We start from the raw sequence: 21,108 nt of genomic DNA on the forward strand, positions 1-21,108 counted from the left end.
CAATATTCATTTGAGACTGTAACCGAATGCAGTCTCGAAGCGTGCGTCGATTTCCGCGCGCGTCAGTACGTAACTCTGGGGCCCCTGGTGGGCGATCTTGAGCGAGCCCATCAGGCTGGCGAGGCGCCCCGTGGTCGCCCAGTCGAGGCCATGCTCGATGCCGTACAGCAGGCCGCCCCGGAAGGCGTCGCCGCAGCCGGTCGGATCGGCGATGCGCTCGGCCGGTACGACAGGAATCTGCTCCGTGCCCTGCTTGTGGCGGATGGTCGCGCCGTGCTCGCCACGCGTAATGACGAGGGCGTCGACCCGGCTGGCGATTTCATCTTCGGACCATCCCGTCTTGTCGCTCACCAGCTTGGCCTCGTAGTCGTTGACCGCCACATAGGTCGCAAGTTCAATGCTGCGGCGCAGCGTCGCACCGTCGAACAGCGGCAGACCCTGGCCCGGGTCGAACACGAACGGCACACCGGCCTTGGCCAGTTCTTCCACGTGCTGCACCATCCCGTCGAAGCCGTCCGGGCCGACGATCGCGAGCTGGATGTCCGGCGCGTCGCCCGCATGGTTCAGGTGCGACTGCATCATCGCGCCCGGGTGGAACGCGGCGATCTGGTTGTTGTCGAGATCGGTCGTGATCATCGCCTGCGCCGTATACGTATCGGGCAGCACGCGAACGTGGTCGCGGCGCAGGCCGAGCTGGTCGAGCCGGTCGAGATACGGCTGCGCGTCGAGCGCGCCCATCGTCCCCATCATGCGCGCATCGCCGCCCAGCAGGTGCAGCGCATACGCGATGTTGCCCGCGCAGCCGCCGAATTCGCGGCGCATCGTCGGCACGAGGAAGCTCAGGTTGATGAGGTGCACCTGGTCGGGCAGGATGTGCTCGCGGAACCGCCCTTCGAAGGTCATGATGGAGTCGTAGGCGATCGAGCCGCAAATCAGCGTAGCCAAGGTGTGCGTTCCTGTAGAAATGAGGGGCCCTGCGCGACAACGCCGCGCGAAGGGCGCGGCGCGGCAGGGGAAAGCGGTAGAAAGCTTACTTCAGTGCGGCGAGCGCTGCATCGTAGTTCGGCTCGTCCTTGATTTCGCCGACGAGTTCCGCGTGGATCACCTTGTCCTGCGCGTCGAGCACGACGACGGCACGGGCGGTCAGGCCGTTCAGCGGGCCGCTCGTCACGTCGACGCCGTACGCGTTCGCGAACGCGCGGCCGGTGCGGAACGTCGAGGCCGTCACGACGTTGGCGAGACCCTCGGTCGTGCAGAAGCGCGTGGCGGCGAACGGCAGGTCGGCGGACACGACGACCACGACCGTGTTGTCGAGCGACGACGCGGCTTCGTTGAACTTGCGGGTCGACGTCGCGCAGGTCGGCGTGTCGAGGCTCGGCACGATGTTCAGCACTTTGCGCTTGCCGGCGAAGCTGGCGAGCGACAGGTCGGCGAGGTCCTTGCCGACCAGCTTGAAATCGGCGGCTTGGGCGCCGACGGCCGGGAACGTGCCGGCGAGATCGATCGGGTTGCCACCCAGCGTAACTTTGCTCATGTTCGTGCTCCGAAATAGCGCGCCGCTTGAGGCGCGCGGGTTGAGACGGGCGCGCATGCGCGCGCCGCGGTGCGTCACGGATAGAAGATCTGGACGCGGAAATTCGAGGCGGGCGTGCCGTTCGTTTCGAGGCGGACGACCATCGTCTGCGTGGTGCCGGGCGGCAGCCCGGCGTCGATCGGCGTGCCCGGACGCACGTAGTCGCGCGGTGCGAGCACGCGGCGCACGGTGACGCGATTGGCGTCGTCGAGCAGCGTGAGTTCGAGCGACGGGTACGCGAGCGCGACGCGGTAGCGGTTCGTCAGCGGTACCTTCAATTCGAGTTCGCGCGGCCCGTCGAGCTGGCGCAGGTCGGTCGCGTCGAGCCGCAGGCCGTCGATCGCGCGCGGCGGCGCGACCGTGCAGCCGAGCGGCGCGCAAGCCTGCCGGAACCAGCCCTGCGTGACGGGCCAGTCGATCATCAGCGTTTCACGTTGCCACCACGCGAGCTGCGTGACGAGCAGCACGGCCAGCACCGCCGCGACGAGGCCGCCGAAGAAACCGCCGAGCATCCCGCGCGGCTGCGGCGCGCGCGTCTCGCGCGTGACGGCGAAGTGCGGACGGTCGTCGTCGGACAGTGCGGCCGGGAACGGTGCCGCCGGCTCGGCTGCCGCCGCGGGTGCGGCCTGATCATGCCGGGGGAACGCGTCGGATCCGGTTGCGGGTTCGGGTTCGGTGACGGCCGGCGCCGGCGCGAACGCAAAACGCGGCTCGCGCGGTGCGCGTTCGTCGTCCGGCACGGCGAAGTGCGCGTGGCCGGCGGGTTCGGCGGCATCGGGCGTGGCTTGCGGTTCCGACGGGAGGTGGGCGACGAAGCGCGGCTCGCGCGGGTCGCGCTCGATCGGCGCGGGCGAGGCAGCGGTGTCGTGTTCCGTCGGCTGCGAATGCGGTTCGGCCGGTTGCTCGACGCCAGTCGAAGCGGCGTCGAGTTCGGTCGGGGACGGGAACGGCACGGGCGTGCCCGACAGATGAACGACGCCGGCTTCCGCGGCCGGGAGCGCGAGCGGCACCAGCGGCTCGACGCGGACGGTCTCGACGCTGTGCTGCAGCGACGGATCGACGCCGGCGTCGAGCCACGGCGCCCACATGTCCCAGCCTTCCGGCTTGTAATCGGTGTGGGACGGCGACGCGGCCGGCGCGTCGGCGGTGAACAGCCGTGCGGGCGGGGCCTGATGATGCGCGTCGCCGTGGTCCGGCGCCGCAGCCGCGTCGGTCAGGGCCGGTTCGGGCTGCGGCGCGTGCCCGGGAACGAGCGATTCGGACGCGTTGAAGACTTCGTGGCAATGGCCGCAGCGCACGAGCCCGTCATGCAGCGAGAGCTGTTCCTGCTGCAGCCGGAAGACGGTTTCGCAATGAGGGCAGCGCGTCGCAAGAAGCATGTCGAGCCGGGCGGCCTGCTGGCCAGAGTGAAGGACAGCGCTATTCTAATGGCTTTCCCGCCGGGTTCCGGCGAGGCATACCCAACCTTCGTGTTCACGCCAGACCGAGATGTCGACGTAGCGCGCGTAGACGGCCGCGACTTCGTCCGCCTGGCGCGCGAGCACGCCCGACAGCGCGATGCGCCCGCCCGGTTTGACCTTCGATGCGAGCATCGACGCCATCAGCTTCAGCGGGTTCGACAGGATGTTCGCGACGACGATGTCGAACTCGCCGTCCGGGCATGCGTCGGGCAACCCGTACGTGACTTCCGCACGGTTGCGCTCGCTGTTCTGCCGCGCCGATTCGACGGCTTGCGGATCGATGTCGATGCCGATGACGGGGTTCGCCCCGCATTTCTTCGCGAGGATCGCGAGAATGCCCGAGCCGCAGCCGTAGTCGAGCACCGACTGGCCGGGCTTCACCGACTGTTCGAGCCACTCCATGCACAGACGGGTAGTGGGGTGGCTGCCGGTGCCGAATGCGAGGCCCGGATCGAGCTCGAGGACGAGCGCATCGGGATCGGGCGCGTCGTGCCACGACGGCACGACCCAGATCCGCTCGCCGATCGGGATCGGCTCGAACTGCGATTGCGTGAGCCGCACCCAGTCCTGTTCCTCGACTTCGCGGACGACGAACTTCGGCGTTTCGGCGATGCCGATCTCGTTCGCGGCCGCGGCGAGCAGCACGGCCGGCTCATGGTCGGCCGACAGCAGCGCGACCACGCGCGAGTGCTGCCACGCGGTGCGGTCGGGCACGAGGCCCGGCTCGCCGAAGAGCGGCTGTTCGTCGGGCGTGTCGGCGTCGGCGTCCTCGACGGACACCGACAGCGCGCCGAGGTCGAGCAGCGCGTCGGACAGCGCCTCCGCATGCTCACGGGCCAGTTCGACGACGAGTTCGCGATAGCTCATGCTTACGCTTCTTCCGGTGCGACCTGCTGCTTCTGCGCGAGCCGGTTTTCGAGATAGTGGATGCTGGTGCCGCCTTCGACGAACTTCGAGTCGATCATCAGCTCGCGGTGCAGCGGGATGTTGGTCTGGATGCCTTCGACGACCATTTCCGACAGCGCGATGCGCATGCGGCGGATCGCCTGCTCGCGCGTCGCGCCGTAGGTGATCAGCTTGCCGATCATCGAATCATAGTTCGGCGGCACGAAATAGCCATTGTAGGCATGCGAGTCGACGCGCACGCCGGGGCCGCCCGGCGTATGCCACGACGTGATCCGGCCCGGCGACGGCGTGAACTTGAACGGATCCTCGGCGTTGATCCGGCATTCGATCGCATGTCCGCGGAACTGGATGTCGCGCTGGCGCAGCGCGAGCTTCTCGCCGGCCGCGATGCGGATCTGTTCCTGCACGATGTCGACGCCCGTGATCAGCTCCGATACCGGGTGCTCGACCTGCACGCGCGTGTTCATCTCGATGAAGTAGAACTCGCCGTTTTCGTACAGGAATTCGAACGTGCCCGCACCGAGGTAGCCCATCTTCTTGCAGGCGTCCGCGCAGCGGTCGCCGATGCGGTCGATCAGGCGCCGCGGAATGCCGGGCGCCGGCGCTTCCTCGATCACCTTCTGGTGGCGGCGCTGCATCGAGCAGTCGCGCTCGCCCAGCCAGATCGCGTTCTTGTACGCGTCCGACAGCACCTGGATCTCGATGTGACGCGGGTTCTCGAGGAACTTCTCCATGTACACCTGCGGGTTGCCGAACGCACGGCCGGCTTCCTCGCGGGTCATGTTGACCGCGTTGACGAGCGCAGCCTCGGTGTGCACGACGCGCATCCCGCGCCCGCCGCCGCCGCCGGCCGCCTTGATGATGACCGGATAGCCGATCGCGCGCGCAATCTTGACGATCTCCTTCGGATCGTCCGGCAACGCGCCTTCCGAGCCCGGCACGCACGGCACGCCGGTCTTGATCATCGTCTGCTTCGCGGTGACCTTGTCGCCCATCATCCGGATCGTTTCCGGGCGCGGGCCGATGAACGTGAAGCCCGACTGCTCGACGCGCTCCGCGAAATCGGCGTTTTCCGACAGGAAGCCGTAGCCGGGGTGGATCGCCTCGGCATCGGTGACTTCCGCGGCGCTGATCAGCGCCGGCATGTTCAGGTAGCTCAGGTTCGACGGAGCCGGGCCGATGCAGACGGCTTCGTCCGCGAGGCGCACGTACTTGGCTTCCTTGTCGGCTTCCGAGTAGACGACCACCGTCTTGACGCCGAGCTCGCGGCATGCGCGCTGGATGCGCAGCGCGATTTCACCGCGGTTGGCAATGAGGATTTTTTCAAACATAGCGAGTATTCGTCTCTTCGAGGGGCGCGCGAACGGCGCCAGGCGAGCATCTCGGCGGCGCGCGGCCGGCAGGGCCGCGCGGCGGGCTTAGCCGATCACGAAAAGCGGCTGGCCGTATTCGACGGCCTGGCCGTTCTCGACGAGGATTTCCTTGATCACGCCGGCCTTGTCCGACTCGATCTCGTTGAGCAGCTTCATCGCTTCGATGATGCAGATGGTCTGGCCTTCCTTGACCGTGTCGCCGACCTGGACGAACGGGTCCGCGCCCGGCGACGGCGCGCGATAGAACGTGCCGACCATCGGCGACGTCACGACGTGGCCTTGCGGTGCGGCCGGTGCGGCGGGGGCGCCCGCGGCCGGCGCGGCAGCGCCTTCGGTCGGCAGCGCGGCCGACGGAGCGGGCGCGCTGACTTGCGGGGCATACCCAGCCGTCGGCTGCACGTAGACCGGCGGTGCGTTCTTGACGATGCGCACCTTGCCTTCGCCTTCCGTCACTTCCAGCTCGGAGATGCCGGATTCGGAAACGAGGTCGATCAGAGTTTTCAGCTTACGAAGATCCATCGGGAATTCCCCTTTCAATACGTGAAAGCGCCGGTTAGGGGCCGGCGCTGAATCTAGATCGCGAAATCAGCCGCGCGACGTGCCTTGCAGCTTGTCCAGCGCGTACTCGAGCGCGTACAGATAACCTTTCCAGCCGAGCCCGCAGATCACGCCTTCGGCCTGGTCGGAAAAGTAGGAGTGGTGCCTGAACGCTTCGCGGCGATGCACGTTCGACAAGTGAACCTCGACGAACGGGATGCCAACGCCGGCGATCGCGTCCCGGATCGCAACGCTCGTGTGCGTGTACGCGGCCGGATTGATCAGGATGAAATCGGTCTGTTCCTCCCGCGCGGCCTGGATGCGGTCGACCAGTGCACCTTCATGGTTACTCTGGAACGACGACAACTCGGCGCCGGCTTCCCGGGCGCGCGCGGCAAGCGCCTGATCGATCTGAGCGAGCGTGACGCGGCCGTACACCTCCGGTTCCCGGGTGCCGAGAAGGTTCAGGTTGGGGCCGTGCAGCACCAGCAATCGTGTCATGGTCGCTTCTATTTCTGCGGAATTGCGCGAACTTTAGCGCTATTTAGAGAAATTTGTCTAGTTTTGCCGAACGGCCGGGCGCGACGGACCTGCAAGAATTACCGGCATGGAGGCAAAGTATCGGCGAATTCACGCGAAATTGCGGCGATCGACAGGCAAATCGCCGCCAACGTGCGGGCCGCCGTTCGGGCCGGTTACAGCGCGTCGAGCGTCTTTTTCAGCTCGGCCGGCTGGATTTGTCCCAATTTTGTCTCGCGAATCTTGCCGGTTTCGTCGATCACGACCGTAAACGGCAGCGCGCCGGCGGTATTTCCAAAATTACGGGCCAGATCGGCGCCTGCGTAACCGCTGACGAAGACCGGATAGTCGACCTTCACCTTCTGCAGGAAGTTCTTCACGTTCTGCTCGGAATCGACGCCGATCCCGATGAAACGGATGCCTTTCTGCTTGTACTGGTGCGACAGTGCGACGAGCTCGGGCATTTCCTCTACGCAGGGGCCGCACCACGATGCCCAGAAATTGACGACGACCTTCTGGCCCTTGAAAGCAGCCAGCGAGGCCGGCTTGCCGTCGGTGCCCGTCAGCGACGACGTCCACAGCTGGTCGACCGGGTTGCCCTGCGCGGCGGGCGCGGCGACGGCGACGCCGTCGTCGGCACTGCCGCGGAACCAATGGCCGGCGGTCAGTCCGCCGGCGACGGCGGCGGCCGCGACCACCGCGAGCGCCAACATGCGTTTCATCATCATCGTTGAATCATTCCGGTTCGGAAGGGGTCTTGCCTGCCTCGACAAGCGCACGCAGCGCGGCGGCATCGGCGCGGGCGACGCGGCCGCGCGCGTCGGCCTTGACCGCGCCGCGCAGGTCGTCGCTCGCATAGAGCGCGAGATGGATGCCGATCGCGTCCATGTCGCGCCGTGGGCGCCACAGGAAACTGAGCGTCTCGACGTCGGCGCGGCCCGCGAAGTGCCGCGTCTCGGAGACGTCGTACTGGACGTTCTGGTTCAGCAGGTAGATGGCGACGTCCTTCGGGTTGTCGGTGAATGCCTGCAAATGGATATCCGAATGGGCGTTCGCGGTGCCGTTCAGCACGGCGCCCGTCACATAGGGATGGAACTCGGCGAGCCGGCGCATCCAGTCGAGCGCGATCTCGCGGAGGCGGCGCAGTTCGTCCGGCTGGGTATCGCTCTGGAACAGCGCGAGGTATTCGCGCAGTTCTTCCTCGATCTGGTCGTTATCCGGCAGCCATTCGCCGGCAACGCGCGAATCGCCCAGCAACTGGCGCGCGGCCTTGCGCTTCGCGCCGGCATAGTCCAGGCCGTCCTCCGCGATCAGGCGGGCGGCGGATTGGGCGATTTCCTCGCGGACGCGCCGCGGGTCGAGAAGGGATTTGCGAGACATGATCCGGCAATCATACTCGATCGCCGACGGGCCCGAGCACGGGTACGGCGGGCCGCCGCCGGCCAGCCGGCCGGGGTTCGCCCGCATCGTTCGGGCCGCCGGGCAGCGCAGGCCGTCAGTTACAATAGCCATCTTTGTGTCGCGGCAAAAGTCGTGGGTCGGCGCCGGTCGCGCGGTCCGTCCGGCGCGCCGCACATGCATCCTTTCCGAATCGACGGCGCCCGGCGGCGCGAAAGCATTCATCTCTATGCACATCCATATTCTTGGCATCTGCGGCACCTTCATGGGCGGTCTCGCCGTACTCGCGCGCGAAGCGGGCCACACGGTGACGGGTTGCGACGCGGGCGTCTATCCGCCGATGAGCACCCAGCTCGAGGCACAGGGCATCACGCTGATCGAAGGCTACGGCGCCGAACAGATCGACCTGAAACCGGACCTGTTCGTGATCGGCAACGTCGTCACGCGCGGTAATCCGCTGATGGAGGCGATCCTCGATCGCGGCCTGCCGTACGTGTCGGGCCCGCAGTGGCTCGGCGAGCACGTGCTCGCCGGCAAGTGGGTGCTCGCGGTCGCGGGCACGCACGGCAAGACGACTACGTCGTCGATGCTCGCGTGGCTGCTGGAGGACGCGGGCCTGAACCCCGGTTTCCTGATCGGCGGCGTGCCGCTGAATTTCGGCGTGTCGGCACGGCTCACCGACTCGAGCTTCTTCGTGATCGAGGCCGACGAGTACGACACGGCGTTCTTCGACAAGCGTTCGAAGTTCGTCCACTACCGGCCGCGCACCGCGGTGCTGAACAACCTTGAATTCGATCACGCCGACATCTTCCCGGATCTCGCCGCGATCGAGACGCAATTCCACCATCTCGTGCGCACCGTGCCGGGCGTCGGCCGGATCGTCACGAACGGCCGCTCGGACGCGCTCGAACGCGTGCTGGCGCGCGGCTGCTGGAGCGAGGTCGAGCGCTTCGGCGTCGACGGCGGCTGGCAGGCGCTGCCGGCCGAGGACGGCGTGCCGGTCGACGAGCGCTTCGCGGTGTACTCGCAGGCCGAGCGCGTCGGCGAAGTCGCGTGGCAGGTGCAGGGCGACCACAACCGGATGAACGCGCTCGCGGCGATCGCCGCCGCGCGCCACGTCGGCGTGCCGCCCGCGCAGGCGGCGGCGTCGCTCGCGTCGTTCCGCAACGTGAAGCGCCGGATGGAAGTGCGCGGCAGCATCGACGGCGTGACCGTCTACGACGATTTCGCGCACCATCCGACCGCGATCGAAACCACGATCGCCGGCCTTCGTGCGCGCATCGGCCGCCAGAATGCCCGCATCCTCGCCGTGCTCGAGCCGCGCTCGAACACGATGAAGCTCGGCGTGATGAAGTCGCAATTGCCGGCCAGCCTCGCCGATGCCGATCTCGTGTTCGGCTACGGCGCCCCGACGGGGCGCGACGCGCTCGGCTGGAATCTCGGCGAGTCGCTGGCGCCGCTGGGCGACAAGGCACGCGCGTTCGACGATCTCCACTTGCTGGTGAAGGCCGTCGTCGAGGCCGCGCGCCCGGGCGACCACGTGCTCGTGATGAGCAACGGCGGCTTCGGCGGCGTGCACCAGAAGCTGCTCGATGCGCTCGGGAGCCGCACGTGATCCTGTATCTGCACGGCTTCCGGTCGTCGCCGGAATCGCAGAAATCGCGGCTGCTCGCCGCGCGCATGGCCGAACTCGGCCGTACCGGCGAGTGGCGGTGCCCGTCGCTGTCGGTGTCGCCGCTCGAGGCGATCGCGGTGGCCGAAGCGGAAGTGGCGGGCGCGCGCGACGTGACCGTCATCGGCAGCTCGCTCGGCGGCTATTACGCGACGTGGCTGGCGGAAAAGCACGGCTGGAAGGCCGTGCTGCTGAATCCGGCCATCGTGCCGCAACGCGATCTCGAGCAGCACCTGGGCGAACAGCCGCTGTGGCACGGCGGCGGCACGATCGTCGTCGAGCGCCGTCACCTGCATGAGCTCGACGCGCTGCGCGTGCCGGCAATCACGCGCGCCGAACGCTACTATCTGTTCGCGGCGACCGGCGACGAAGTGCTCGACTATCGCGAGATGCTGGCGCATTACCCGGGTGCGAAAACGCGCGTGATCGAAGGCAGCGATCACGGGATCAGCGAATTTGCCGACTATGTCGACGACGTTCTCGCATTTTGCGACGGAAAGACGTCATAAACCGGCCCTGTGCCGATCGAATTCCCATCATCATGCGGTGCCGCCGACGCGGCGCCGGGCAGTCTGAACGAGAGTACTGAGTGAACGTTTTCTTCGAGGAATCGGGCAGTTTCAAGGCGGGCAGCGTGCTGTCGCGCCAGGGCGATGCATTTCAGGTCGAGTTGCCCGGCGGGCGGCGCGCGAAGGTCCGCGCGAAAGACGTGCTGATCGAATTCGAGAAGCCGGCCGCGAGCGAGCTGATGCAGGAGGCCGACACGGCCGCGCAGCAGATCGACCTGGATTTCCTGTGGGAATGCGCGCCGGCCGACGAGTTTGCGTATACGGCGCTGGCCGCCGAGTACTTCGGCGCGGCCTACGGCCCGGTCGAGCGCGCGGCGCTGGTGCTGCGGCTGCATGGCTCGCCCGTCTACTTCCGCCGCAAGGGGCGCGGCCAGTATCAGCGCGCGCCGGAAGAGCAGCTCAAGATGGCGCTCGCGTCGCTCGAGCGCAAGCGCCAGCAGGCGCTGGTCCAGGCGCAGTACGAAGAGGAACTGAAGGCCGGCAAGCTGCCGGACGCGTTCGCGGGCAAGGTGCTCGGGCTGCTGACGCGGCCGGACAAGAACGCGATCGAATACAAGGCGATGGAAGCGGCGGCCGGCGCGCGCGGCGTGTCGCCGGCGCGGCTGATGCTCGACTGCGGCGGCATCGCGTCGCCGCGTGCGCTGCACGAGGCGCGCTTCCTCGCGGAATTCTTCCCGCACGGCACGGGCTTTCCGCCCGTCGCGGTCGGCCCGCTGCCGGACGATCTGCCGCGCGCGAACGTCGAGGCGTTCTCGATCGACGACATCACGACGACCGAGATCGACGATGCGTTCTCGGTCGAGCACCTGTCCGACGGCCGCGTGCGGATCGGCGTGCACATCGCGGCGCCGGCGCTCGGCATCGTGCGCGGCGACGCGGTCGATGCGATCGCGCGCACGCGCCTGTCGACCGTCTACATGCCGGGCGACAAGATCACGATGCTGCCGGACGACGTCGTCGACGTGTTCACGCTGAAGGAGGGCGATTACCGTCCGGCGCTGTCGCTGTACATCATCGTCAACCGCGAAACGCAGGAGATCGTCGCGAACGAGACGCGCGCCGAGCTCGTGTTCGTGAAGAACAACCTGCGCCACAACACGCTCGACGAGCTCGTCACCGAAGAGACGCTCGCGGCCGGCACCGGCGACTATCCGCACAAGGACGACATCGCCGTGCTGTGGCCGCTCGCGCAGGCGCTGTTCGAGAAGCGCCAGGTCGCCCGCGCGGGCTACGGCCTGAAGCGCGAGGTGCAGCGCAACACCGACTACAACTTCTACGTCGAAGGCGAGCACGTGTCGATCACGCCGCGTCGCCGCGGGTCGCCGCTCGACCTGATCGTGTCGGAGCTCGCGATCCTCGCGAACTCGACCTGGGGCGCGTTCCTGCACGACCACACGGTGCCGGGCATCTATCGCTCGCAGCGCGGCTTCGGCGCGCCGGGCCCGAAGCGCACGCGGATGCAGACGACGGCCGCGCCGCACGAAGGCCTCGGCGTGGCCCAGTACGCATGGAGCACGTCGCCGCTGCGCCGCTATGTCGACCTCGTGAACCAGTGGCAGCTGCTCGCGTGCGTGCAGCATGGCGTCACCGCGAAGCTCGCCGCGCCGTTCAAGCCGAAGGACGCCGACCTGTACGCGGTCGTGCAGGGTTTCGACGATACCTATACGGCCTATGCCGATTACCAGCGCCGCATGGAGTACTTCTGGTGCTTGCGCTGGCTCGCGCAGGAGCAGAAGAAGCAGGTGGTCGCGAGCGTCGTGAAGGGTGATCTCGTGCGCCTGGAGGACATTCCGCTGCTGCTGCATGTGCCGGGGCTCGGCGTGCATGCGCGCGGCACGCGCGTGCTGCTCGACGTGATGTCGCTCGACGAGCTGACGATCGAGGCGTCGGTGCGCCTGTTGAACGTGCTCGACGCGCCGACCGTGACGAGCGGCGACGCGGCCGACGAAGAGGATGACGCCGAAGGCGGCGACGACACGCTGGTCGACGCGGAAGACGCGTCGGCGGAAACCGAAGCCGAAGCGCTGGCCGAAGCGGACGGCGCGGCATCGGAGGCGGGCGGCGAAGCCGCGAACGGCAACGACGGCGAAGAAGGGCGCGCATCATGACCGCGGCGGTGTCGACGAGCGGTGCCGACCGCTATGTCGTGTTCGGCAACCCGGTGGCGCACAGCAAGTCGCCGTTCATCCACGCGCAGTTCGCCGCGCAGACGGGCGAGCCGATCGAGTATGCGCACCGGCTTGCGCCGGTCGACGGCTTTGAAGCCGCCGTGCGCGCCTTCGTCGCCGAAGGCGGCCGCGGCGCGAACGTGACGGTGCCGTTCAAGCTCGAGGCGCATGCGCTGGCCGACTCGCTGTCGCCGCGCGCGGCGGCGGCGGGGGCGGTGAACACGCTGCGCATCGATGCCGACGGCCGTATTCACGGCGACAACACCGATGGCGTCGGCCTCGTGCGCGACATCGAAGCGAATCTCGGCGTGTCGCTCGCGGGCGCGCGCATCCTGCTGCTCGGCGCGGGCGGTGCGGCGCGCGGCGTCGTGCTGCCGCTGCTCGACCGCGCGCCGCTGTCGATCACGATCGTGAATCGCACCGCGAGCAAGGCCGAGGCACTCGTCGGCCAGTTCATGCAGGCCGCGCACGATGCGGGCTGCACGCTCGCGGGCGGCGGCCCCGACGTCGTGCGCGCGGAGCCGTACGACGTGGTGATCAATGCGACGGCCGGCAGCCTCGACGCCGCGTTGCCGGAATGCGACGCGGCCGCGTTCGGCGCGGGCACGCTCGCATACGACATGATGTACGGCGCGCAGCCGACCGTGTTCATGCAGCACGCGGCGTCGCTCGGCGCGCGCACGGCCGACGGGCTCGGGATGCTCGTCGAACAGGCGGCCGAATCGTTCTTCATCTGGCGCGGCGTGCGGCCGGACGGCGCACCGGTACTGGCCGCGCTGCGCCAGGTGCTCGCGGCGAGCTGACCGGAGCGCGGCACGTGGTGGCGGTGAGCGGCACGCAGCGCACGCGATCGGTGAGCCTCGCTCGCTGGATCGCCTATGCGGGATCGGTGTTCGCGCTCGCGTGGCTCGCGACGCAGCTGTTCTATCTTGCGCAGATCGCGTTGTGGTCGTTCGTGAACCCGGGCTCGACCGCGTTCATGCGCACCGACGCGTGGTGGCTGTCGCGCGCGACGCCGCCCGCGCAGATCCAGCACCAGTGGGTGCCGTACGACCAGATCTCGCGCAACCTGAAGCGCGCGCTGATCGCGTCCGAGGACGCGACCTTCGCGACCAACAACGGCTACGACGTCGACGCGATCCTGCAGGCGTGGGAGAAGAACAAGGCGCGCGGCAGGATCGTCGCGGGCGGCTCGACGATCACGCAGCAACTCGCGCGCAACCTGTTCCTGTCGCGCGAGAAGAGCTACATCCGCAAGGGGCAGGAGCTCATCATCACGTGGATGCTCGAAGCGGTGCTCGACAAGGAGCGCATCTTCGAGATCTACCTGAATTCCGTCGAATGGGGCCGCGGCGTGTACGGCGCCGAGGCGGCCGCACGCTATTACTACAAGGTTCCCGCGAGCCGGCTCGGTGCATGGCAGTCGGCGCGTCTCGCGGTGATGTTGCCGAAGCCGCGCTGGTTCGACGCGCATCGCGGCTCGGCCTACCAGGCACAGCGCGCGGCGGTCATCGCGCGCCGGATGGGGACGGCCGAACTGCCGCAATCGGAGTGAGCGGCGCGAGCGCGCCGTCGCATTGTCCGTTCCGTCGCCCGTGCGCCATTGCTGCGCCGCAGCGCATTCGTGTCGCGCGCATGTCGGGCTACATCCGTTAGACGAATTCGTCTATTTCGCTTTCCTGAGCAATGCGGGCGACCGTGCGTTTTTGTTTGTCTGTATGGCACGAATTTCGCCCTTTTTTAGTCGCTGCGGGTAAACGCGAAAGCCGATGAAAGCGATGTGAAATGCAACGTTTCACGATTCGAAGCATTCCTGAAAGGTGTGCGCCGCACCCTTGGCCGGCCAAATATTTCAAAATTTTTCAAAGCTGACGGGCTCGCGTATATTGGCCAGCGCCTCGGCTCATCGGCCGCAAGCGAGGCGGGGGGCGGCTTATCCGGCTGCTCGACACAAAAAACATCCGAGAAGGAAAGCAACGATGCCAGCGAGCAAAGCGAAGCTGTTGTTGGGGGTAGTGTTTTCTTCGCTGATCCTGACGGCCTGCAACGACGACGTCACATCGTCCGCCGCTGCGAACGCCGCCAATTCAGCCGATCCCGCCGGTCAGGCGGACCAGGCTTACAACGATCCGAACAGTTATTCGTCGAGCGCGAACGCGTCGCTCGACCCCGCCGCCGCGGTTGAAAAGGCCGCCGTCACGCATCACCAGATCACGCTGAACGGCAAGACGATCCGCTACACGGCCACGGCCGGCCACCTCGTCGCGCGCAATCCGCAGACCGGCGCGCCCGAAGCCTCGTTCTTCTACGTCGCCTACACGGCCGACAACCAGCCCGCGGCGAAGCGGCCCGTCACGTTCCTGTACAACGGCGGCCCGGGCTCGGCATCGGTGTGGCTGCACCTCGGTTCGTTCGGCCCGCGCCGGATCCAGACGGGCGACCCGAACGCGAATACGTCGACGTTCCCGTTCGTCGACAACCAGGAAAGCCTGCTCGACACGACCGACCTCGTGTTCGTCGATGCGATCGGCACCGGCTTTTCCGAAGCGATCGCGCCGAACACGAACCAGACGTTCTGGGGCGTCGACCAGGACGGCGGCGCCTTCCGCGATTTCGTCACGCGCTACCTGACCGTGAACCAGCGCACCGGTTCGCCGAAATACCTGTTCGGCGAATCGTACGGCACGCCGCGCACCGACGTGCTCGCGAACCTGCTCGAGACGGCCGGCGTGAAGCTCGACGGCATCGTGCTGCAGTCGTCGATCCTGAACTACAACACGAACTGCGACATGGCGAGCGACTACGTCGGCAACTCGAACAACGGGTCGAGCCCGGTGAGTTGCGCGGGCTTCGTGCCGTCGTACGGGGCCGTCGGCGCGTACTATCAGCTCGACAATCCGAACCCGTCGAACCTGCCGCAGTACGCGGACCAGATGCGCCTGCTGACGGCCGGCAGCTACGCGCCCGCCGTGAACGCGTACCTCGCGAGCCATACGCCGCCGCCGCCGAACCTCGTGACGACGATGGTGAATGCGACCGGCGTGAAGCAGTCGCTGTGGAATGCGGACTTCAACGTGATCCCGACCTTCTTCGACAACAGCTTCCAGCTGTCGCTGGTCCCGGGCACGCTGATCGGCCGCTACGACGCGCGCGTGAACGTGCCCGTGTCGAGCCCGCTCGCGGCGGACGGCGATCCGTCGAGCTCGTTCATCACGAAGCCGTTCACCGACACGATCGGCCGCTACCTGCCGAACGAACTGAAGTACACCGCGCAGTCGGCCTACTCGGTGAGCAGCAACGCGATCAACACGTGGGACTGGACGCACGACGGGCTCGCGATGCCCGACACGATTCCCGACCTCGCCGCGGCGCTGACGCTGAACCCGCAGCTGAAGGTGCTGTCGTTGAACGGGTATCACGACATCGCGACGCCGTTCTACCAGACCGAGCTCGACCTCGCGCGGCTCGGGACGCAGCCGAACCTGACGATCAAGGACTATCAGGGCGGACACATGGTCTATCTCGACGATACGTCGCGTCCGCAGGAGAAAGCCGACCTCGTGACCTTCTACAACGCGGCCGCGCACTGATGCAGCGCCGGGCCGGCGTCGGGCGCCCGCGATTGCGCCGTCCGCCGGCCGTCGACGACCTCATTCCAGACTGGAGCCTGATATGAAGAACCGTTTCATCGTCGTTGCCGCGGCGCTCGCATGGGTCGGCGCCGCAGCATCCGTATCCGCGTTCGCGCAGGCGAGCGATGCCGCCGCACCGGCGCGTGCGCGCCAGGCGCAGCTCGGCGATCCGTACGTGCCGCCGGCCGCGCGCCGCGCGACCGCCGGCACGCAGACGACCGGCGCCGCGCTGCATGCGCAGGTGGTGCGCAAGCTCGCGAGCCAGTTCAGCGCGGCCGACACGCAGAACACGGGCTCGATCACCGAGTCGCAGGCGCGCGCGGCCGGCCTCGGCTATGTCGCGAATCACTTCCGGCAGATCGATGCGGGCGGCAACGGCCGCGTGTCGTTCGCCGACGTGCAGCGCTACATGCAGGCACGCAGCACGAGCAGCCAGCAGTAAGCGCGGCGGATCGTGAACCAACGGGGGCGGAACCCGCGACACGGCGGGTTCCGCCCCCGTGTTCATGGCGCGGCCGTTGCCTCGCACCCGCGGCCGGTTTTCGCCGGATTCTCATTATCTGGACAACGCATTCAAATATTGGAGCCGAGTGCGTGCGCTCCTACAATCCGAAGCACATCGACAGCTTCGGACCCACGCATCGCGCGGCGCCCGTCGCACACGGAGACACCTTCCATGAAGTTCGCCGGGCGCTTTACTCGGTGCATCGACCGCCGCCACGCCGCAGCACGGGACCTCGTTCCGGCGCCGCGCGTGCGGCTTCACCGATTCCGTTGAAGAAGCCCGTTCCATGACCAAGATGCCCGATTCCCTTGCCCTCGACGCCCGGCGCGCGACGCCGGCCGATGTCTCGCTGACCGACAGCATCGGCGCGACCAGCACGCCGCTCGATCTCGCCGCGCAGCAGGCCGGCACGCAGACGCTGCTGCGCGGCCTCGCGATCCTCGAGGCGATCGCGAACGGCGCGCGCGACATGCGCGCGATCGGCGCGGCGCTCGGGACGACGCGCAGCACGACGCACCGTCTCGTCAGCAGCCTCGTGCAGGCGCGCTACCTGCGCCAGGTGCAGGGCGGCTACCTGCTCGGCCCGAAGCTGATCGAGCTCGGCACGATCGCGCTCGAGCAGATGCCGCTCACCGCGGTGGCGCGGCCGCATCTCGAAGCGCTCGCGGAAGCGACGCTCGACACGATCCACCTCGGCGTGCGCGACGGCGACGACGTGCTGTACATCGACAAGATTCCCGGCACGCGCGGCCTCGAGATGCGCTCGCGCGTCGGCCACCGGATGCCGCTCGCGTCGACCGGCATCGGCAAGGCAATGATGCTCGACCTCGATCCGGACCTGTGGCGTTCGCTGTTCGAGGCCGCGCGACGCGCGCTGGCCGGCGTCAATTTCAAGCCCGACAACCGGCCCGAGACGAGCGCGTTCCTGCAGCGCATGGCCCACTACGCGGCCGGCGGCTATACGTTCGACCTCGAGGAGAACGAGGCGTCGATCCGCTGCGTGGCCGCACCGATCCGCGACGCGTCGGGCGCGATCGTCGCGGCCGTGTCGGTCGCCAGCACCATTCCGTACATGCCGCACGACCGGATGGACGAACTGATTCCGCTCGTGCAGCGCGAAGCGCGAGCCATTTCCGCGGAACTGGGCTGGAGCCCGCCGCAGGGTACCCGCAGGATCAAACGATGACCACTTCGACCCGGCCCGCTCCGGACGCCAGCACCGCCTTTCCGTCGCTGATCGCGCTCGACTGGGGCACGACGTCGCTGCGCGCCTACCTGTACGACGCGCGCGGCGCGCTGCTCGACACGCGCAGCCGCGCGGCGGGCGTGATGCATGTGCCGGGCGGCGGCGCGCGCGCGTTCGACGCCGTCTTCGAGGAAGCGTGCGGCGACTGGCTCGACCGCACGCCCGGCCTGCCGGTGCTTGCCGCCGGGATGGTGGGCAGCGCGCAGGGCTGGCGCGAGGCGCCGTACGTCGCGGTGCCGGCCGGCGCCGACGCGCTCGTCGCGGGCCTCATCACGGTGACGACGTCGCGCGGCGCGACGGTCTCGATCGTGCCGGGCGTGATCGCGACGGGCGAGCTGCCCGACGTGATGCGCGGCGAAGAAACGCAGATCGTCGGCGCACTCGCGAGCGATCCCACGCTTGGCGCCGATCGTTCAGGGGTACTGATCGGCTTGCCGGGCACGCATGCGAAATGGGCGTGGGTGAAGCACGGGTTGATCGAACGCTTCCAGACCTTCATGACGGGCGAGCTGTTTGCCGTGCTGCGCGATCACACGATCCTCGGCCGCACGATGCGCGCGGGCGCCTCGCCCGACCGCGACGCATTCGTGCGCGGCGTGTCGGTCGCGCGCGGCGCGCAGCGCACCGGGCTGCTCGCGACGATTTTCAGCACGCGCACGCTGGGGCTGACCGACCGGCTCGCGCCCGATGCGCAGGGCGACTACCTGTCGGGCCTGCTGATCGGCCATGAACTCAATGCGCTCGACGCGATGCTCGCGGAGCGCGGCATCGCGCTCGCGGACCAGCCGCTCTTGCTGATCGGCGACGACGGCTTGTGCGCGCGCTACGTCGACGCGCTCGAGGTATTCGGCCATGCGCATGCGCGCGTTGCCGCGCATGCGACCGAGCGCGGCCTGTGGCGCATCGCGTCGCGTGCCGGGCTCGTGCGCGCGGACGGCGAGCCCGTCTGCGCCGACCAATGAACTGCTTGCAGAGGAATCTTCGATGCCGTCCGACCTGACCTTGCCCGCGCCGTACACGCCCCACGCCGCCCTGATGCGCGCGTTCGACGCGTGTCCGCTGATCGCGATCATGCGCGGCATCACGCCCGCCGAGGCGGCCGACCACGGCCGCGCGCTGTACGAGGCCGGCTTCCGGATCGTCGAAGTGCCGCTCAACTCGCCGGATCCGTTCGACAGCATCGCGGCGCTGCGGCGCGCGCTGCCGGACGACGCGATCGTCGGCGCGGGCACCGTGCTGCGTGCCGAGTACGTCGATCGCGTGCAGGACGCGGGCGGCGCGCTGATCGTGATGCCGCACAGCGACGCGGCGGTGATCCGCCGCGCCCGCGAGCGCGGCCTCGCGAGCGCACCGGGCGTCGCGACGCCGACCGAGGCGTTCGCGGCCCTGACGCACGGCGCCGACGTGCTGAAGATGTTCCCGGCCGAACAGCTCGGCGTGCCGGTCGTGAAGGCATGGCGCGCGGTGATCGACCGCGCGGTGCCGCTGATCCCGGTCGGCGGCATTTCGCCCGACAACATGGCGCCGTTCCTCGACGCGGGCGCGAACGGCTTCGGCCTCGGCTCGGCGCTGTACCGGCCCGGCCAGTCGGCCGACACGACGGCGGCGAACGCGCGCGCGTTCCAGGCCGGCTTGCGCGTCGCGCGCGGCGGAGCGGCATGATGGGCCGCCTCGCGGGCAAGGTCGCGATGGTGACGGGCGCGGGCCGGGGTATCGGCGCCGCGATCGCCCGCGCGTTCGTTCGCGAGGGCGCGGCCGTCGCGCTCGTCGATCTCGACTTCCCGCAGGCGCAGCACACGGCCGCCGCGATCGCGCGCGAATTCGACGGCGCACGTGTGTTGCCGCTGCAGGCCGACGTCGCGCGGCAGGATGCGGTGCGCGATGCGCTCGCGCGGACCGAAGCGGCGTTCGGTCCGCTCGACGTGCTCGTGAACAACGCGGGCATCAACGTGTTCGCCGATCCGCTGACGATGACCGACGACGACTGGCGCCGCTGCTTCGCGGTCGATCTCGACGGCGTGTGGCACGGTTGCCGCGCGGCGCTGGAGGGAATGGTCGAGCGCGGCCGCGGCAGCATCGTGAACATCGCGTCGACGCATGCATTCAGGATCATCCCGGGCTGCTTTCCGTACCCGGTCGCGAAGCACGGCGTGCTCGGTCTCACGCGCGCGCTCGGCATCGAATACGCGGCGCGCAACGTGCGCGTGAACGCGATCGCGCCGGGCTACATCGAGACACAGCTCACGCGCGACTGGTGGGACGCGCAACCCGATCCGGCCGCCGCGCGCGCCGCGACGCTCGCGCTGCAGCCGATGAAGCGGATCGGCCGGCCGGAGGAGGTCGCGATGACAGCCGTGTTCCTGGCGTCCGACGAGGCACCGTTCATCAATGCCGCCTGCATCACCGTCGACGGCGGGCGCGCGGCGCTGTACCACGACTGACGCAACGATTCGAAAGACCGCACGTGCGACGGCCGCGCGCACGCTGCGTCGAAACCAACAAGCGGCTGCATCCTGTTCGATGAAAACAAGGAGACACTGGAGATGAAACGCAGAACGTTCGTAACGCTGGCGGCCGCGGCCGCGGTGGTGATGGGCAGCCCGGTCGCGCACGCGGCCGACCCGGTCAAGATCGGTTTCCTGGTGAAGCAGCCGGAAGAGCCGTGGTTCCAGGACGAGTGGAAGTTCGCCGAAATCGCGGCGAAGCAAAAGGGCTTCACGCTCGTGAAGATCGGCGCGCCGTCCGGCGAGAAGGTGATGAGCGCGATCGACAACCTGTCCGCGCAGAAGGCGCAGGGCTTCATCATCTGCACGCCCGACGTGAAGCTCGGGCCGGGTATCGTCGCGAAGGCGAAGTCGCACAACCTGAAGATGATGACGGTCGACGACCGCCTCGTCGACGGCGCGGGCAAGCCGATCGAGTCGGTGCCGCACATGGGGATCTCCGCGTACAACATCGGCAAGCAGGTCGGCGACGGCATCGCGGCCGAGATCAAGAAGCGCGGCTGGGACATGAAGGACGTCGGCGCGATCGACATCACCTACGAGCAGCTGCCGACCGCGCACGACCGCACGAGCGGCGCGACCGACGCGCTGGTGGCCGCCGGCTTCCCGAAGGCGAACGTGATCGCGGCGCCGCAGGCGAAGACCGATACGGAAAACGCGTTCAACGCGGCGAACATCGCGCTCACGAAGAACCCGCAGTTCAAGCACTGGGTCGCGTACGGGCTGAACGACGAGGCCGTGCTCGGCGCGGTACGCGCGGCCGAAGGGCGCGGCTTCAAGGCCGACAACATGATCGGCATCGGCATCGGCGGGTCCGACTCGGCGTTGAACGAGTTCAAGAAGCCGCAGCCGACGGGCTTCTACGGCACCGTGATCATCAGCCCGAAGCGCCACGGCGAGGAAACCTCGGACCTGATGTACACGTGGATCACGCAGGGCAAGGCGCCGCCGCCGCTGACGCTGACGACGGGCATGCTCGCGACGCGCGACAACGTGTCGAAGGTACGCGACGAGATGGGGCTCGCGTCGAAGTAAGCGGCCCGCCG

Annotated in this window: 21 protein-coding genes; 12 read left to right on the plus strand and 9 right to left on the minus strand. The window is 68.2% G+C overall.

Going from position 1 to position 21,108, the window contains the following annotated elements:
* Positions 1 to 6 precede the first annotated feature (6 nt).
* The 9 genes from AC1VVG_RS02995 to AC1VVG_RS03035 all read right to left on the minus strand — a co-directional run bounded on the left by AC1VVG_RS02995 (position 7) and on the right by AC1VVG_RS03035 (position 7,748).
* A complete protein-coding gene (locus AC1VVG_RS02995; protein WP_034186384.1) occupies positions 7 to 945 on the minus strand; it encodes a carbohydrate kinase family protein in 939 nt (312 codons plus the stop codon).
* A gap of 85 nt (positions 946 to 1,030) precedes the next feature.
* Complete coding sequence (tpx, locus tag AC1VVG_RS03000) at positions 1,031 to 1,534, minus strand: thiol peroxidase (protein WP_034182673.1); 504 nt, start codon at positions 1,532 to 1,534, stop codon at positions 1,031 to 1,033.
* Positions 1,535 to 1,608: 74 nt separating this feature from the next.
* Positions 1,609 to 2,952: a zinc-ribbon and DUF3426 domain-containing protein gene (locus tag AC1VVG_RS03005; RefSeq protein WP_482835240.1), complete on the minus strand. Its 1,344-nt coding sequence runs from the start codon at positions 2,950 to 2,952 to the stop codon at positions 1,609 to 1,611.
* Between the two features lie 45 nt (positions 2,953 to 2,997).
* Positions 2,998 to 3,900, minus strand: coding sequence for a 50S ribosomal protein L11 methyltransferase (gene prmA / locus AC1VVG_RS03010; protein WP_034186386.1), 903 nt, complete (start codon positions 3,898 to 3,900; stop codon positions 2,998 to 3,000).
* Positions 3,901 to 3,902: 2 nt separating this feature from the next.
* Positions 3,903 to 5,270 (minus strand): acetyl-CoA carboxylase biotin carboxylase subunit, encoded by a 1,368-nt coding sequence (gene accC / locus AC1VVG_RS03015; RefSeq protein WP_034186387.1) that lies wholly within the window; start codon positions 5,268 to 5,270, stop codon positions 3,903 to 3,905.
* A gap of 87 nt (positions 5,271 to 5,357) precedes the next feature.
* Positions 5,358 to 5,831, minus strand: a complete 474-nt coding sequence (accB, locus tag AC1VVG_RS03020; RefSeq protein ID WP_034186388.1) for an acetyl-CoA carboxylase biotin carboxyl carrier protein — start codon at positions 5,829 to 5,831, stop codon at positions 5,358 to 5,360.
* Positions 5,832 to 5,897: 66 nt separating this feature from the next.
* Complete coding sequence (gene aroQ, locus AC1VVG_RS03025; RefSeq protein WP_011350880.1) at positions 5,898 to 6,350, minus strand: type II 3-dehydroquinate dehydratase; 453 nt, start codon at positions 6,348 to 6,350, stop codon at positions 5,898 to 5,900.
* Positions 6,351 to 6,544: 194 nt separating this feature from the next.
* Entirely contained in the window at positions 6,545 to 7,096 is a 552-nt protein-coding gene (locus tag AC1VVG_RS03030; RefSeq protein ID WP_482835241.1) for a TlpA family protein disulfide reductase, read from the minus strand.
* Positions 7,097 to 7,103: 7 nt separating this feature from the next.
* Positions 7,104 to 7,748 carry a hypothetical protein gene (locus tag AC1VVG_RS03035; protein WP_034186444.1) on the minus strand — a complete coding sequence of 215 codons (645 nt, stop codon included), beginning with the start codon at positions 7,746 to 7,748 and terminating at the stop codon, positions 7,104 to 7,106.
* 247 nt (positions 7,749 to 7,995) lie between these two features.
* Between AC1VVG_RS03035 and mpl the strand changes: the two genes are divergently transcribed.
* The 12 genes from mpl (at position 7,996) to AC1VVG_RS03095 (ending at position 21,097) form a co-directional block, all read left to right on the plus strand.
* The gene (gene mpl / locus AC1VVG_RS03040; RefSeq protein ID WP_034186390.1) at positions 7,996 to 9,381 is read left to right on the plus strand and encodes a UDP-N-acetylmuramate:L-alanyl-gamma-D-glutamyl-meso-diaminopimelate ligase; all 1,386 of its coding nucleotides are present in this window, start codon (positions 7,996 to 7,998) and stop codon (positions 9,379 to 9,381) included.
* Positions 9,378 to 9,947 carry a YqiA/YcfP family alpha/beta fold hydrolase gene (locus AC1VVG_RS03045; protein ID WP_034186391.1) on the plus strand — a complete coding sequence of 190 codons (570 nt, stop codon included), beginning with the start codon at positions 9,378 to 9,380 and terminating at the stop codon, positions 9,945 to 9,947. Before mpl ends, AC1VVG_RS03045 begins: the two co-directional genes overlap by 4 nt.
* A gap of 80 nt (positions 9,948 to 10,027) precedes the next feature.
* Positions 10,028 to 12,115, plus strand: a complete 2,088-nt coding sequence (locus AC1VVG_RS03050) for a ribonuclease catalytic domain-containing protein (protein ID WP_034186392.1) — start codon at positions 10,028 to 10,030, stop codon at positions 12,113 to 12,115.
* Positions 12,112 to 12,978 (plus strand): shikimate dehydrogenase, encoded by an 867-nt coding sequence (aroE, locus tag AC1VVG_RS03055; protein WP_482835242.1) that lies wholly within the window; start codon positions 12,112 to 12,114, stop codon positions 12,976 to 12,978. Before AC1VVG_RS03050 ends, aroE begins: the two co-directional genes overlap by 4 nt.
* 14 nt (positions 12,979 to 12,992) lie before the next feature.
* Positions 12,993 to 13,730 carry a monofunctional biosynthetic peptidoglycan transglycosylase gene (mtgA, locus tag AC1VVG_RS03060; RefSeq protein WP_482835243.1) on the plus strand — a complete coding sequence of 246 codons (738 nt, stop codon included), beginning with the start codon at positions 12,993 to 12,995 and terminating at the stop codon, positions 13,728 to 13,730.
* Positions 13,731 to 14,154: 424 nt separating this feature from the next.
* Entirely contained in the window at positions 14,155 to 15,765 is a 1,611-nt protein-coding gene (locus AC1VVG_RS03065) for a S10 family peptidase (protein WP_034186395.1), read from the plus strand.
* An 82-nt stretch (positions 15,766 to 15,847) separates the two neighbouring features.
* Positions 15,848 to 16,249, plus strand: a complete 402-nt coding sequence (locus AC1VVG_RS03070) for an EF-hand domain-containing protein (protein ID WP_034186396.1) — start codon at positions 15,848 to 15,850, stop codon at positions 16,247 to 16,249.
* Positions 16,250 to 16,598: 349 nt separating this feature from the next.
* On the plus strand, positions 16,599 to 17,498 hold the full coding sequence (locus AC1VVG_RS03075; RefSeq protein ID WP_034186397.1) for an IclR family transcriptional regulator: 900 nt from the start codon (positions 16,599 to 16,601) through the stop codon (positions 17,496 to 17,498).
* Positions 17,495 to 18,520: a 2-dehydro-3-deoxygalactonokinase gene (locus AC1VVG_RS03080; protein ID WP_034186398.1), complete on the plus strand. Its 1,026-nt coding sequence runs from the start codon at positions 17,495 to 17,497 to the stop codon at positions 18,518 to 18,520. The genes AC1VVG_RS03075 and AC1VVG_RS03080 overlap by 4 nt, the downstream gene beginning before the upstream one ends.
* A gap of 22 nt (positions 18,521 to 18,542) precedes the next feature.
* Positions 18,543 to 19,220: a 2-dehydro-3-deoxy-6-phosphogalactonate aldolase gene (locus AC1VVG_RS03085; protein ID WP_034186399.1), complete on the plus strand. Its 678-nt coding sequence runs from the start codon at positions 18,543 to 18,545 to the stop codon at positions 19,218 to 19,220.
* Positions 19,220 to 19,999, plus strand: coding sequence for an SDR family oxidoreductase (locus tag AC1VVG_RS03090; RefSeq protein WP_059558089.1), 780 nt, complete (start codon positions 19,220 to 19,222; stop codon positions 19,997 to 19,999). The genes AC1VVG_RS03085 and AC1VVG_RS03090 overlap by 1 nt, the downstream gene beginning before the upstream one ends.
* Before the next feature lie 102 nt (positions 20,000 to 20,101).
* Positions 20,102 to 21,097, plus strand: coding sequence for an arabinose ABC transporter substrate-binding protein (locus tag AC1VVG_RS03095; protein ID WP_049030988.1), 996 nt, complete (start codon positions 20,102 to 20,104; stop codon positions 21,095 to 21,097).
* Positions 21,098 to 21,108: the final 11 nt, after the last annotated feature.

It is taken from the genome of Burkholderia sp. L-4 (assembly GCF_056856535.1).